We start from the raw sequence: 13,978 nt of genomic DNA on the forward strand, positions 1-13,978 counted from the left end.
CCGGGATTCCGGGGCTTTTATTTTATGAATATTCAGATCGTTTATTTACCCCTTACATTCAATGCATCACGCAGGCCATTGCCCAGTAGGTTAAAGGCCAGTACAAGCAGCATGATCGCAAAGCCCGGTACAAGGGCCAGCATGGGATTATGTGTGATGATGAAATTGTAATTCTCCTTGATCATCAATCCCCAGCTCGGTTGCGGCGGCTGTACACCAACACCCAGGAAACTCAGACCTGCTTCTATTACGATAGCCGATGCGAAGTTGCTCGCAGCGATCACCATCACCGGGCCTAATATATTGGGAAGGATATGCCTGAAAATAGCACGCAGGTGAGAATAGCCGAGTGCGCGTGTTGCCTCGATATATTCCAGCTCCCGGATGGCAAGCACCTGGCCGCGCACCAGCCTGGCAACGTTCACCCACATGGTAAGCCCTACGGCAATGAACACCTGCCAGAAACCTTTACCCAGCACGAGTGTAATGGCAAATACCAGCAGCAGCGTGGGTATGCTCCAGATGACGTTGATGAACCACATGATCACATCGTCCGTACGGCCACGGAAATAACCAGCCAGTGCACCCAACAGGATACCGATGGTAAGCGAGATCAGAACTGCGATCAAACCTACACCGAGGCTTACACGCACTCCGATCAGAAGGCGGCTGAGGATATCGCGGCCAAACTTATCCGTACCCAGGTAATAAGTAACGCGTGAAACGGGTTGTTCGGGGTTCACTTCACTGAACGGGATGGATTTTCTTTCGGTAATGCCTTCGTCTACATATTTCTGGTAGATCAGGCTGTCTGCCCGGATGGTATAATCAGTAACGGGAATATATTGCCATTTGTCTTCCCGCCCGCCGATCATCCTGGCCATTATACCCGGAACTGCAATGGTTTTATCACGCTTTACCTGCATCAGGTTTACGCTGAAGCCCGGTTTTTTACTGCCGATCTCCGGGATCATGCGGTTGGCATTGGGTGATGGATCGGGTACAATGAAATAGCAGAATACGGCAAGCAGCGAACTGATCAGGATCAGTATCATACCAAAGATTGCACCTTTATTCTTGAATAGTCTCCTGGTAAACAGTGATGAGTTACGGGTTGCCACGGGGGGAAATTAAGAAAAGATCAGCATTCTCGCTAAAAGGAAAACTCAATTAAACTTTTGCGTCCGGCGCTGGTCTATTTATTGCAGTCCGTATCCATGAGATAAAAACACTTCTATGAAAAACGTAGTAACATTTGTGCTTTCCCTCTTCGCCCTGGTTTCCCTGATGATCTATGCATGGTGGCCTGAAAGCGGCAGCAAGGCAGGACATGCGGAATAAAATCATCACCGAACCGATCTTCCCTTCCACTGATAAGATCCGAATTTACCCAGCCAGCCGGCTATAACCGTATAGGTAATATGAAAAGGCTGCATCACCGGGAACAGGTATAAGGCTCCCAGCTGGTTGTAAAAACGGGCAACAGGTATCATGAAACTCAGTTCTACTCCTGTTTTTACCGCCACGAAAAGCAGCCAGTTAACCAGGCCGCCTTCCACAAAAAAACTGAACGGGAACAGTAACAGCAACGCTGCATTCAGCGCATACACAAGCGCAAGCGTCCAGAAGATTCCTTTATCATCATATTGATCTGCTTTACTCGCCCAGCGGATCCGCTGGTTAAAAAAATCTTTCCAGGTATGCATCGGTTCTGTGGTAACGATCATACCGGGAGAAAAAAGATAGGCCATCCGGTCCGGATACAAGGCTTTGATCTTATGCATCAGCAGCATATCATCGCCACTCGCCACATGATCGATGCCGCTGAATTTTCCCGCCTCATAAAACACATCTTTCCGGTAAGCCAGGTTAGCGCCATTACACATGCTGTGATACCCGGCCGATACCGCCGCAGCTGTAATACCCTGCAGACTAATAAAATCCAGCAACTGAAACGCGGAAAGGAATGAACCGTTATGTGTGAACATCACCGGCGCTGCAATGAATACAGGCGAATTGCCGGAAATGCATGCATTCAGTGTAGATAACCAGTTTGGGGGAGCGTAACAGTCGGCATCGGTTGTAACGATCCAGTCGCCCATGCTTTCCGCTATCGCCATTTCAATCGCCATTTTCTTATACGCATTCAGCTGTTTATTTGCCAGGCGTTCCTGTAAGTTGATAAGACGCAGGTTAGGATATTCCGCCTGCAGTTTCCGGATAACGGCTTCCGTATTGTCGGTAGAGTGATCATTGATCACAATCACTTCAAACAGATCTGCAGGATATTGCTGCTGCAGGATGCTGTGCAGGCAGGCCGCTATGCCATTGCCTTCATTACGTGCCGGTATGATCACGCTGAACTTTGTCTTTGGCTCAGGCATTACAGCAGTGCTGAACGGCTTCAGTCGCAGGAACCATTTCCTGTATTGCAGGATCAGGAAACTGTATACAGCCAGTAGAAAAGTGGTAACAATAATTGCAGCGATATACATGGAACAAAGATAAATGGTTGTGCCGCGTTAATCGTTCAACAAAGGCGCAGCAATTACAGAAGCATATTTTTCCCGCAGCAACTGATGACCCGCCGTAAGTTCTTTCACATGGATCAGGCTTTCGGCTCCTTCGGCAAAACGGTGGCCGTGACTGGCAACGATCACTTTATCGAACAACCCGAAAAACAACCATACCGGGATCCGGCGGATTTCTGCATTTTTTTTAACCAGTTGCGGATCGGGGTTGAAATACCGCATGGCTGTCCAGCGCTGATACAGCAGTTTGCGCTGCTCAGCATCATCCAGGTAATAATGAACAAATTTGACAAGACTCTTATGATAAAGTTTCAGCCACCCTGCCAGGTCGATCACTTTAAAGAACCAGCCCGGCTGACGCATCACATACCCGAACAAACGGTTGCCCAGCCTGTTCTGTGTGGCAAAGCGCTGCCAGGGGTTTTTATGCAGTCCGTCAGGTGCAGCCAGTACAACCCGCCTGATCCTGTCAGGGATCTGCTGCAATAACTGCAGGGAAACCCTGCCACCCATACTGAACCCGCAGAGACTCACCGGAACGTTGGCAGGCACCAGCATCTCCATCAGTTCAACCAGCTGATCCGGCATAAATTCCTTTCCTTCTTCCCAGCGTGTCTGCCCGTGGAAAGGCATATCAAACGCGATCAGCGTATACTTTTCACCCAGTAATGATTCCAACACACTGAATGTACAGCCGTCTTCTCCATAGCCATGAAAACAGAACAGCCATTCCGGCCCGTTGCCGAAACGGTGATAATGGATCACCGAGCGCCGATATGTAAGCCATAGATTTCCCGCCACAACCGGAAATTTAAGAGTTTATTCTTGGAGATGTCAAAGAAACGGATTTACTTTGAAATTAGTTGCATAACTAACTATATGTCAAACAACCAATTCAGGCGGGGCGAATTATACAGTGTCATCAACGGGATGGCATCAACTGCCGTTGCGAGGCGCCTGCAGAAGAATTTCCGTAATGCGGGGCTCGAGATCACCATCGAGCAATGGAGCGTTCTTTATCACTTATGGAAGCAGGATTGCCAGAGCCAGCAGGAATTGTGCAACCGCACATTCCGCGACAAACCGAGCATTACCAGGCTGATCGATAACCTTGAAAAACAGAAACTGGTAAAACGGGTGGCATCCAAGGAAGACAGGCGTATCAACATGGTTTGTCTTACAGATGCCGCACGTGCATTGCAGGATGTTACCATCGACCTGGCCAACCAGACCATGAGTGAAGCGCTGACGGGGGTGAACAAAGACGAGATCGAAACCGTGAAATCCGTTTTTCAGCGCGTGTACGATAACCTGACCTGAAACCAATAAACGAATAACCATAAAACAATTCTTCCATGGAAACGACTAACAAAACTGCAATTCACGGCGGCGAATGGCTGATCAGGGAGAGCAATCCCGCAGACACTTTCATCGCCGAGGATTTTAACGAGGAACAAAGGATGGTAATGGACATGTGCGCACAGTTCCTCGATGCAGATATCCTGCCTGTGATTGACCGTATCGATAAAATGGAAACCGGCCTCATGCCTTCCCTGCTGGAAAAAGCCGGCGAACAGGGCCTGCTCTCTACCTCTTTCCCGGAGCAATATGGCGGACTGGGCAAAGACTTTATCACATCAACCATTGTGAATGAAGGATTAGGCGGCGGACATTCATTTTCCGTTGCCGTTGCGGCGCATACCGGTATCGGTTCTTTACCGATCCTGTATTTCGGAACCGAGGAGCAGAAACAGAAATACATCCCCAAACTCGCCAGCGGCGAATGGAAAGGAGCTTACGGTCTTACAGAGCCCAACAGCGGCAGTGATGCGCTGGGAGCCAAGACCACCGCAAAGCTGAGCGATGACGGAAAATATTATATACTGAACGGCCAGAAATGCTGGATCACCAATGGTGGTTTTGCTGATGTGTACACCGTATTCGCTAAGATCGACGGCGATAAGTTCACCGGTTTTATCGTGGAACGCGGGTTTGAAGGTTTTACGCAGGGTCCGGAAGAGCATAAAATGGGTATCAAAGGTTCCTCCACCGTACAGCTGTATTTCCAGGATTGTAAAGTGCCGGTGGAAAATGTGCTGGGCGAGATCGGCAGGGGACATATCATTGCATTCAACATCCTCAACATCGGCAGGCTGAAACTCTGTGCAGCTGCGCTCGGAGGTTCAAAACGAGCTGCAACCATTTCGGTTCAGTACGCGAAAACAAGAGAACAGTTTAAATTGCCGATTGCCAAGTTCGGTGCTATCCGTCATAAGCTGGCGGAGATGGCCATCCGCATGTGGGTGGCAGAAAGTGCGCTTTACCGTACATCCAACTGGATCGATCATAAAGAACAGGAACTGGCAGCCGATGGAAAATCATTTGCAGAAGCCCTGTTAGGCGCTGCCGAAGAGTACGCCATCGAATGTGCGATGCTGAAAGTATACGGAAGTGAAGTGCTGGATTATGTAGTGGATGAAGGTGTGCAGATACACGGGGGTAACGGCTTCAGCGATGAATATATTATTTCGAAGGCTTACCGCGACAGCCGTATCAATCGCATTTACGAGGGTACAAACGAAATCAACCGTTTGCTCAGCGTGGATATGGTGCTGAAACGTGCCATGAAAGGCAAGCTCGATCTGATGGGTCCTGCTATGGCCGTGCAGAAAGAGCTGATGAGCATTCCTGATTTCGGATCGGAAGATGATGCGCCGTTTGCGAAAGAGCGTAAATACATCGCCAACTTTAAAAAAGCCATCCTGGTAGTGGCAGGTGCTGCCGTTCAGAAACTGATGATGCAGCTGGATAAGGAACAGGAAGTGCTGATGAACATTGCCGACATGGCCATCGAAACTTTCAACGCGGAAAGCGCGCTGCTGCGTACCATGAAACTTGCAGAGAAAGGTGATGCTGCATTGCAGACAGATATTATGCAGACTTATTTATATGATGCGGCTGACCGTATCAATAAGGCCGGCAAAGACGCACTGAACAGTTTTGCTGAAGGTGACGAACTTCGCATGATGCATATCGGTCTGAAACGCTTTACCAAAGTAGATCCTTTTAACGCCAAAGATGCCCGTCGCCGGATCTGCGACAGGTTGCTGGCAGACAATGGCTACCATCTCTGATAAAAAAATTAACCTAAATATTCTTTTTTTCACATTTTTTTATCATATTTGATACCTGTTTTACGGTTGCTTGCTCAAAAAGCCTCATCGCTTAAAAGTGATGAGGCTTTTTACTTTTTACTCCTGCCTGATCTCTCATAAAAACGCACGTTTAATTGCAAAAACTGATTAATTTTTGCATGTTTTTGCCGGTATCGTAAAAACATTAACTTCAACGCATGAAAAGACTACGCTTTGCCTGCCTTCTTTTATTTGCCCTCAAAATGGAAGCGCAGACGATTACCCCGCACTACCTGCTTGCCAGGTCTAAAGGAAAATTACCCGCGATCGCTTACGGCCAGGGTGCCGACAGGCTCGGAGGCGCGAAGATGGGTTATATCGATACGAACGTTGTGTTCCGGATCATAGACTCCACCACCGACCTTTACAATGTGCAGTTGTCCAAATATCATACTGCCTTCATAGAAAAACAGTTTCTGAAGATCGATAACAGTATTCCTGTTAAACCTTTCTATCTCACGGGGTCCTTTAGTGCCAAGGGCGATACTACTTACGATGTGGTGAGCATTGGTATGGAAGAAAAGCTGCCTTATAAAAGCTGGATGGAAATCAACCCGTCCCGCATCATGGTTGATATCTACGGTGTGCAGAGCAACACCAACTGGATCACGCAGCTGCGCACGCTGAAGGAAGTAAAAGATGTTTATTACGAACAGGTGGAAGATGATGTGGTACGTGTGACCATTCAGTTGCAGCATAAACAGCACTGGGGTTACAGCATCGGCTACAAAGGAAAATCGCTGCAGGTTAAAGTGAGAAGGCAGCCCAAAAGCCTGGATATCAGGAACCTCAAAATCGCGATCGACGCCGGACATGGCGGTACCAATATGGGTGCCTCGGGTGTTACGGCCAATGGTCTTGAAAAAGACTATACCCTTCTTTTTGCAAAACAGCTTCAGAAGTACCTGAAGAGCAGGGGTGTGAAAAAAATTGTAATGACACGTACTATAGATACTACGTTCGACAATAAAGACCGCGTTGTATTCATGCAGCAGGAAATGCCGGATCTGCTGATCAGCCTGCACCTGAATTCCAGCGGCAATAAAGATGTGAAAGGCGTAAGTACTTATTATAAGCATATCGGTTTCAAACCGCTTACAGCAGCGATCTTAAAACAGATGCTAACCCTGGATCTGGCCGAGTTTGGCAATGTGGGCAGCTTTAACTTCATGTTCAACGCTCCTACCGATTTCCCGAACTGCCTGGTGGAAATTGCCTTCCTCAGTAATGTGCAGGACGAAAAGAAGATCATGAGTCCGAAGTTCCACGCCGACGTAGCAAAGAAAATATATCTCGGTATCAACAACTGGCTTACCCAATTAAAATAGGCCTTACATACATATTTGAAAAGAGCCGGCAGATTGCCGGTTCTTTTTATTTGGTGGATATGAATCTTTCGAAGAATTCAATCGTCCGCAACATCTGGTCTATACGCTGCCGGTTGTTACCACTGCGGGTCAGCTCATGCGTGCCGCCCGGATGTCTTACATATTCAACGGTACGGCCCAGTACTTTCAGACTACGGTATAACATTTCGCTTTGTATCACACCGGTGCGCAGGTCATTTTCGCCATGAAAAATCAGGTATGGTGTGTGGATCTGCTCTACATAATTGATCGGTGACTCGCGTTTGATCAGCTCTCTTGTTTTTTCTTCCCAGGGATAGCCGCCGAAATAATTCGGCACAAGCCGCCATGCATTTCCTTCCCCGAAAAAAGTAGCCAGATCATATACTCCCCGCTGAGAACAGGCTGCTTTGAAACGCTGGTCGTGCGCAATGATCCACGCCACAAGATAACCCGCATAGGAACCGCCGGTCACTGCCAGTCGCGAAGTATCGATGAATCCGCCTGCAGTTGCACGGTCGAGCGCCGTCAGCACATCCGATGCAGGGCCTGCTCCCCAGTCGCCCAAATTCGCCTGTAAAAACGATGCCCCGTAACCACCCGAACCGCGCGGGTTACAGTACACCACGGCAAAACCCCGTGCAGTATAATACTGGAATTCATGCCACATGGAACTTTCTCCCGGCCCCCACATCGCGGTTGGTCCGCCGTGGATATTAACGATAGCCGGGTACTTTTTACCTGGCTGGTAATTGGCGGGCTTCATCACCCAGTATTCGATGGTTTGTCCTTTATTGTTTACAAAACTCCCTTTCTCCGGCATGCTCAGTGTTTTTCCTTCCAGCCAGCCTGTGTTAAGATTGCTGATACGAACAGGGTTTTTCATCGCCGCATCGGAAGTGTATACTTCAAAAGGATTGGCTACTTCGGTTTTAACAAAGACCAGTTTCCCGTTGCGGTAATCGAAGCTGCTGATACCTGCATTGGTGCCGGACAAAGCATCTACCTGCCTGCTTTTTATGTCGGCGCGGTAAACCGGTGCGCCACCGTTGCTCTGTGCTGTAAAATAGAGATACTTCTCATCTTCGCTCCAGCTGAGCCCACCCTTGGAGCGGTCGAACGGAATGGTAACAATGTCTTTGGCACTTCCATTTACCGGGATGATCCCCAAAGCGGGAACATCTACAAAACCTACACTTCCGTATTGGAATGCGATCCATTTCCCGGAAGGCGAGATCCGTGCAGAATTGAATGTTTTCCCGGCTTCGCCAAGTAGTTTGCGGATATTACTCCCATCGGCATCGGCGAGGTATAATTCACTTTCAAGCACCCTGTCCGGATGCCTGAGCGGGTCCATATTTCCGCTGATCAGCAGCTGCCGGCCATCTGGCGTGAACTCCGCTCCTGTAAACCGGTAAAATCCTTTTGTCACCGGTACGGGTTGCGAGCCCGGGCTTGTATTGATGGTAAAAAAATGGGTGAATGACAGATCTCCTGAAGTGGTCGCTTCTTCCTGGAAGTTCAGTTTAGTGATCACTTTTGCTTTGCGGTCGGCCACGTTGTTATCGAGATAGGCCCTGATCTCATCCATGTTTCCATCCGGATCGGGACGGGCGGCATTAGACCTGAGCTGCTCATTCTGTGCAAAACCCGGTTTTTCGAACGGCCAGGCGGGAACAGCACGAGCAGGGTTAAGGGCCGAATCTTTCAGCAGTTCCTTTAAAGGGACCGAGGCGGCAAAGAGGATTTTTTTGCCATCAGGACTCCATTTCGGCGCACTGGCACCATAGCGGAAAAAAGTAAGTTGAGCCGGTTCACCGCCATCGAGCGGGAGCAGGAATACCTGTGTTTTGCCGTCTACCGGTCTTACAAAAGCCAGTTGACGGCCGTCGGGACTCCAGGCGGGCTGCATGGCATTGTCCCTGAAAGTGAGCTGGCGCGGTGCAGAACTGCCATCGGCCGGTGCTATGAAGAGTTGGTTACTGTACTTATATTCCCAGCGGTTGTCGCCATCAGGTTCAATGGAGGTGGCCATAAATACCACCTGCCGGGCATCGCTGCTGAAGCTGACAGATCCGGCCTGCCTGATCCGGAGCATATCGGTTACTTTAACAGGTTCTTTTTTCTGGGCAATAGCTGTTGTGAAGCAGGCGCAGAGTAACAAAACTGATAAATATCTCATGTGTGCTTGTTGAAGCGTTAAAATACAAATAAATGACAGGAAACCTTGTTCCCCTTTTGTACTTTTGCACGCTAAACAGGAAATTATGAGCGAGCTGGTAAAAGAGTTCAACGACTACAGGGAAAAGATGAATGAAGTGATTCTGAGCAAGAATAATCTTGTGATGAAGCGACTCTGGAACCTGGATACCAACACTTATGAGGACGGCGCGCTGGATAAGAAGACCAAGGAAATGCTGGGTCTGGTGGCAAGCATGGTGCTGCGTTGCGATGATTGCATCAAGTACCACCTGGGTAAAGCGCATGAGCTGGGTGTGAACACAGATGAGATGTACGAGATCTTTGCCGTAGCGAATATAGTAGGCGGCACCATCGTGATCCCGCATACCCGCCGTGCGGCAGAATACTGGGAAGAACTGGAAACAAGCAAATAAGCCTGGGGAAGACTTAGATCAACAACTTTTAACGGGAGAACACATGTCAACAACCATACAAACACCATTACCCACATTAACTGCAAAGGATTTCGCAACCGACCAGGAAGTACGCTGGTGTCCGGGCTGCGGCGATTATTCCATTCTTGCACAGGTTCAGAAGATCATGCCCGGCATTGGTGTTCCCAAAGAAAATATTGTAATCATCAGCGGTATCGGCTGCAGCAGCCGTTTCCCTTATTATATGAACACTTACGGCATGCACTCGATCCACGGCCGCGCTACCGCTATTGCAAGCGGACTGAAAGCAACACGACCGGAACTCAGTGTATGGATCGTAACCGGCGACGGCGACAGCCTGAGCATCGGAGGTAATCATACCATTCACCTGCTGCGCCGCAACTTCGATGTGAACATACTCATGTTCAACAACCAGATCTACGGACTTACCAAAGGTCAGTACTCACCCACTTCGGAAGAGAATAAGGTTACGAAGAGTACGCCTTTCGGCAGTATCGATCATCCGTTCAACCCGCTGGCGCTGGCCATGGGTGCGGATGCGAGCTTTGTGGGCCGCAGCATGGACCGGGATCCGAAACACCTGCAATACATGCTTACCAGGTCTCATCAGCATAAAGGTTCATCTTTCCTGGAGATCTACCAGAACTGTAACATCTTTAACGATGGCGCTTTTGAAATATTCACGGAAAAATCTACTAAACCTGAAGAAACTTTATTCCTGGAACATGGCAAGCCCCTGGTTTTCGGCGCTTCACAGAATAAAGGGATCAGGCTCGATGGTCTGAAGCCTGTGGTGGTTGAGCTTGGCGAAAACTATACGGCAGACGATCTGTGGATCCATGATGAACGGGATTTCTTCAAAGGCCAGATGCTGGTTCGCCTGTTCGACGATCCGAATAAAGCGGGCCTGCATTATCCCCGTCCGTTCGGTGTATTCTTCGAAACAGACAGACCATGTTATGAAGATGTGATGGCTATGCAGCTTGAAGAAGCCATTGCGCTGAAAGGCAAGGGTGATCTCGACAAACTGCTTCGCGGCCGTGAAGTATGGGAGATCGCAGGCTGATCATCCGTCAACACAATTATAATACATTAAGGCTTGGCAATATCATTACGGATGGCAAACAATGCAAGGCCAACGCGTGAAGAGATGCTCAGCTTCTGATAAAGCAGGTCGCGGAATTCATTGATGATGCGCAATGGTTTTTCCATTACTTCCGCGATCTCACGGTAAGATTTCTCCGAGCAGCACCATGCAAGAAACTCACGCTCATCCTGGTTCAGTGCGCTGATCTTATCGAACTCATCCTGCTCCGGATGTTGTTTAAAAGAATGAATGATATTATCGCAGATGGCTTTGTTAAGATAAACGCCTTTATGTACAACCCCGTCCAGCGCAGCTTTCAGCTCCTGCGGCCTGCTGTCTTTAAGCAGGAAGCCCTTGGCCCCGTTCTTGAACATGCGTATGATCGCACGCTCATCGTTAAGCATGGTCAGCGCCAGTATTTTGATCTGTGGATAATAAGTCGTTAACCATAATGCAGTCTCATACCCGTTCATTTCAGGCATGGTAATATCAAGCATTACAACGGCCGGCAGGTTATCAGGATCAAGCATTTCGATGAACTGCTTTCCATTGTTGGCTTCAAAGAGAATGGTATAATCAGAAAAAGAATTTATGAGCGATACAAGTCCGCTGCGCAGCAATACATGGTCGTCAACCAGGGCTATTTTGGTCATAAGAAATGGATTAACAGCAAGATCCATACTGCTTACTTCCTATAAGCCAGGGTTTAGATATGGATTCCTACACTACAAATCTCTGACATCTGTAGGAGAAATACTACGTTGTTTTCACGGAATTTATACCGGGAAAAACACCCTAATAAATAGGGTGTTTTCCACGTTGTTTAGTATGATGGACTCACCTAATTTTACACTGTTATGCGAGATCAATCCAACAGGTTGATTTTCTCATAAGCAGTTTTCTTGGGGGTTACAAAAACAGATAAGAGGCAGCCTAGCGCTGCCTTTTATTATTTTGTTCTTTCCAGTTCTTTTTCTGCGAGTCTGAATATTTTCTTCTTCTTCCAGTTGTACCAGGGATGCGGCATTGTTTTCTTCATCAGTGTATCTATGCCGCGCATACCAAAGAGATTCCATACACCATGGAGCTTCCCGTTCAGTGACGATTGCATGGCCCGAAGGCTCATTGCAAAACCGCTGTCGAGGTATTCCATGTGATGCCAGTATCCTGCAGGCATGAATAAAGTATCGCCATGTTCCAGTATTACTTCATATCCTTTGGCCAGCTTCAATGCAGGGAAAGCTTCGTAATCGGGCTTGCCGTTATTGAGATGGTAATTGCTGAAGTCGGCAAGACTGAGCACTTCAAATGGTTTGCGGTAAAGTTTATGTCCTTCCTCGTAAGGGAATAGCAGTACGCGTTTGCGGCCTGCGAACTGCGTATGCAGGATATGACTGAGATCTATATCGAAATGCATATGCGTAATACTGCTGGCGCCGCCCACGAATAACATGGGATAGCGTTTTACAAAACCTTTCATCAGTTCTTCCGGCCAGGTGAAATCCTGCGTAAGCTGCGGTGCGTGATCGAAAATATTAAAAAGGAAAATTCGCCAGCCGGCCGGCCCCTGGCTGATCATGTCGATATAGTCGCCGAATGTTTTGTAATCATCCGCCGTATTGATCGGCGTATAGGCATCGCTCTTCACGTTATTGTACAGGCCTACATGCTGATCTCCCACCAGTTCTTTGAAATGAGCCCAGTTCCACTTGCTGTAAGCGGGCCAGTTTTTGGCAAGGTCTTTAATGATAAGGGGTCGTTTGGGCTGGTAGTAGTTCTTCTGAAAATCCTGCCCGCTGATGGAATCAACAACGTCAATTGCCTGTAATTGCATATAGGGAATTTGAGTGCAAAAATACGAAATGTATGAATAGATATACGTCAAACACGTTGTCCGTTGTTTGTCATCTCTTTGCTGGTCTGCTTTTTGCTGCTATATTTAAACTATGTTGTTGCATGTACATCCTGACAATCCCAATCCCAGGCACCTGAAAACCATCAGGGATTGCCTGCTTTCCGGTGGTGTGATCATTTATCCTACCGATACCATTTATGGTCTTGGCTGCGATATTTTTCAGCACAAAGCCATCGAGCGTATTGCAAGGATCAAACAGGTTGACCCGGCCAAGGCCCAGCTCAGCTTTGTATGTTATGACCTGAGTGATCTGAGTAAATACACAAAAAGCATTTCTACTCCCTTATACCGGATACTCAAGAACAGGTTACCCGGACCCTATACTTTTATCCTGCCGGCCAGCAAGGAAGTACCGAAGATCCTGCAGAGTAAAAAGAATACCATCGGCCTGCGTGTTCCGGATAATAATATTGCACGCAGCATTGTGCAGGAACTGGAACACCCCATCCTCTCTGCTTCACTCCCGGGTGATATGGTGGAAGAATATACCGATCCTGAAGTGATGTATGAAAATTTTAAAAACCTGGTGGATATTGTTGTAGATGGCGGCAATGGCGGCATGATCCCTTCTACAGTGATCGATTGTACCAAAGAACCTTATGAAGTGATCCGCGAGGGTGCCGGAGAATGGTCGGATGAATAAAATTATCAGCTTTCGTTTCCATCATCATAAAGGTCCAGCTGCATCGCCTGTATATTAAAGCTTTTGCGATGGTACCTGCACAGGCCGTGTATTTCTATTGCATCACGGTGAGCTTTGGTACCGTATCCTTTATTCTTATCCCAGGAATAGTGCGGAAATGATATATGCAATCCCTGCATGTATTCATCGCGGTGTGTTTTCGCAAGGATGCTGGCGGCGGCGATGCTTGCAAATTTTCCATCGCCTTTTACAATGCAGTGATGTGGGATTTTTTTATAGGCCGAAAAGCGATTGCCGTCGATCAGTAACAGCTCCGGTTGCACCTGCAGCTGGTCGAGGCTGAGGTGCATTGCCTTATAAGATGCTTTCAGGATATTGATCCGGTCTATCTCATCATTATCAACGCTGGCTACCGCCCATGCAATGGCACTTGCTTCTATCACGAGCCGGAGTTCATTGCGTTGTTCTGCTTTCAGTTGTTTACTGTCGTTCAGCAAAGGATGCCTGAAATCCCTGGGCAGGATCACGGCAGCCGCAAAAACAGGGCCTGCATAACAGCCCCGGCCGGCTTCATCGCAGCCGGCTTCCGTAAATTCTGTCTGATAAAAAGCCGGAAGCATGGGCAA

At 48.1% G+C, this 13,978-nt stretch carries 13 protein-coding genes; 6 read left to right on the forward strand and 7 right to left on the reverse strand.

The genetic code is table 11. From position 1 onward, the window contains the following. Positions 1–41 precede the first annotated feature (41 nt). The 3 genes from B5D42_RS05885 to B5D42_RS05895 form a co-directional block, all read right to left on the reverse strand. Positions 42–1,121: an ABC transporter permease gene (locus B5D42_RS05885; RefSeq protein ID WP_078830547.1), complete on the reverse strand. Its 1,080-nt coding sequence runs from the start codon at positions 1,119–1,121 to the stop codon at positions 42–44. Between the two features lie 225 nt (positions 1,122–1,346). Beyond that, positions 1,347–2,495 (reverse strand): glycosyltransferase family 2 protein, encoded by a 1,149-nt coding sequence (locus B5D42_RS05890; protein WP_078830548.1) that lies wholly within the window; start codon positions 2,493–2,495, stop codon positions 1,347–1,349. A gap of 27 nt (positions 2,496–2,522) precedes the next feature. After that, complete coding sequence (locus tag B5D42_RS05895) at positions 2,523–3,332, reverse strand: alpha/beta hydrolase (protein WP_078830549.1); 810 nt, start codon at positions 3,330–3,332, stop codon at positions 2,523–2,525. 78 nt (positions 3,333–3,410) lie between these two features. Here B5D42_RS05895 and B5D42_RS05900 point away from each other — a divergent pair, with 78 nt between their 5' ends. The 3 genes from B5D42_RS05900 (at position 3,411) to B5D42_RS05910 (ending at position 7,053) form a co-directional block, all read left to right on the forward strand. Continuing rightward, on the forward strand, positions 3,411–3,851 hold the full coding sequence (locus B5D42_RS05900; RefSeq protein ID WP_078830550.1) for a MarR family winged helix-turn-helix transcriptional regulator: 441 nt from the start codon (positions 3,411–3,413) through the stop codon (positions 3,849–3,851). A 35-nt stretch (positions 3,852–3,886) separates the two neighbouring features. Next, the gene (locus tag B5D42_RS05905; RefSeq protein ID WP_078830551.1) at positions 3,887–5,665 is read left to right on the forward strand and encodes an acyl-CoA dehydrogenase FadE; all 1,779 of its coding nucleotides are present in this window, start codon (positions 3,887–3,889) and stop codon (positions 5,663–5,665) included. 218 nt (positions 5,666–5,883) lie between these two features. Then, positions 5,884–7,053 carry an N-acetylmuramoyl-L-alanine amidase family protein gene (locus tag B5D42_RS05910; RefSeq protein WP_078830552.1) on the forward strand — a complete coding sequence of 390 codons (1,170 nt, stop codon included), beginning with the start codon at positions 5,884–5,886 and terminating at the stop codon, positions 7,051–7,053. Positions 7,054–7,099: 46 nt separating this feature from the next. Here B5D42_RS05910 and B5D42_RS05915 read toward each other — a convergent pair whose 3' ends face one another. Beyond that, positions 7,100–9,253, reverse strand: a complete 2,154-nt coding sequence (locus B5D42_RS05915) for a S9 family peptidase (protein ID WP_078830553.1) — start codon at positions 9,251–9,253, stop codon at positions 7,100–7,102. Positions 9,254–9,338: 85 nt separating this feature from the next. Here B5D42_RS05915 and B5D42_RS05920 point away from each other — a divergent pair, with 85 nt between their 5' ends. Continuing rightward, positions 9,339–9,686 (forward strand): carboxymuconolactone decarboxylase family protein, encoded by a 348-nt coding sequence (locus tag B5D42_RS05920; protein WP_078830554.1) that lies wholly within the window; start codon positions 9,339–9,341, stop codon positions 9,684–9,686. Positions 9,687–9,729: 43 nt separating this feature from the next. Continuing rightward, positions 9,730–10,773: a 2-oxoacid:ferredoxin oxidoreductase subunit beta gene (locus tag B5D42_RS05925; RefSeq protein WP_078830555.1), complete on the forward strand. Its 1,044-nt coding sequence runs from the start codon at positions 9,730–9,732 to the stop codon at positions 10,771–10,773. A 26-nt stretch (positions 10,774–10,799) separates the two neighbouring features. Here the strand turns inward: B5D42_RS05925 and B5D42_RS05930 are convergent, their stop codons facing one another. Together B5D42_RS05930 and B5D42_RS05935 are read right to left on the reverse strand one after the other, a co-directional pair. Next, positions 10,800–11,447 (reverse strand): response regulator transcription factor, encoded by a 648-nt coding sequence (locus B5D42_RS05930; RefSeq protein WP_078830556.1) that lies wholly within the window; start codon positions 11,445–11,447, stop codon positions 10,800–10,802. A 296-nt stretch (positions 11,448–11,743) separates the two neighbouring features. Next, entirely contained in the window at positions 11,744–12,628 is an 885-nt protein-coding gene (locus B5D42_RS05935; RefSeq protein WP_078830557.1) for a cupin-like domain-containing protein, read from the reverse strand. Positions 12,629–12,740: 112 nt separating this feature from the next. Between B5D42_RS05935 and B5D42_RS05940 the strand changes: the two genes are divergently transcribed. Beyond that, positions 12,741–13,352, forward strand: coding sequence for an L-threonylcarbamoyladenylate synthase (locus B5D42_RS05940; RefSeq protein WP_078830558.1), 612 nt, complete (start codon positions 12,741–12,743; stop codon positions 13,350–13,352). Between the two features lie 5 nt (positions 13,353–13,357). Here the strand turns inward: B5D42_RS05940 and rnhB are convergent, their stop codons facing one another. Further along, positions 13,358–13,972, reverse strand: a complete 615-nt coding sequence (rnhB, locus tag B5D42_RS05945) for a ribonuclease HII (protein WP_078830559.1) — start codon at positions 13,970–13,972, stop codon at positions 13,358–13,360. Positions 13,973–13,978: the final 6 nt, after the last annotated feature.

It is taken from the genome of Sediminibacterium ginsengisoli (assembly GCF_900167075.1).
GTDB lineage: Bacteria > Bacteroidota > Bacteroidia > Chitinophagales > Chitinophagaceae > Sediminibacterium > Sediminibacterium ginsengisoli.

Bases quoted from the DNA above. Each gene is read 5' to 3' on its own strand.
- B5D42_RS05890 (WP_078830548.1), bottom strand. From the start codon at position 2,495: ATGTATATCGCTGCAATTATTGTTACCACTTTTCTACTGGCTGTATAC.
- B5D42_RS05900 (WP_078830550.1), top strand. From the start codon at position 3,411: ATGTCAAACAACCAATTCAGGCGGGGCGAATTATACAGTGTCATCAAC.
- B5D42_RS05905 (WP_078830551.1), top strand. From the start codon at position 3,887: ATGGAAACGACTAACAAAACTGCAATTCACGGCGGCGAATGGCTGATC.
- B5D42_RS05910 (WP_078830552.1), top strand. From the start codon at position 5,884: ATGAAAAGACTACGCTTTGCCTGCCTTCTTTTATTTGCCCTCAAAATG.
- B5D42_RS05915 (WP_078830553.1), bottom strand. From the start codon at position 9,253: ATGAGATATTTATCAGTTTTGTTACTCTGCGCCTGCTTCACAACAGCT.
- B5D42_RS05920 (WP_078830554.1), top strand. From the start codon at position 9,339: ATGAGCGAGCTGGTAAAAGAGTTCAACGACTACAGGGAAAAGATGAAT.
- B5D42_RS05925 (WP_078830555.1), top strand. From the start codon at position 9,730: ATGTCAACAACCATACAAACACCATTACCCACATTAACTGCAAAGGAT.
- B5D42_RS05930 (WP_078830556.1), bottom strand. From the start codon at position 11,447: ATGACCAAAATAGCCCTGGTTGACGACCATGTATTGCTGCGCAGCGGA.
- B5D42_RS05935 (WP_078830557.1), bottom strand. From the start codon at position 12,628: ATGCAATTACAGGCAATTGACGTTGTTGATTCCATCAGCGGGCAGGAT.
- B5D42_RS05940 (WP_078830558.1), top strand. From the start codon at position 12,741: ATGTTGTTGCATGTACATCCTGACAATCCCAATCCCAGGCACCTGAAA.
- rnhB (WP_078830559.1), bottom strand. From the start codon at position 13,972: ATGCTTCCGGCTTTTTATCAGACAGAATTTACGGAAGCCGGCTGCGAT.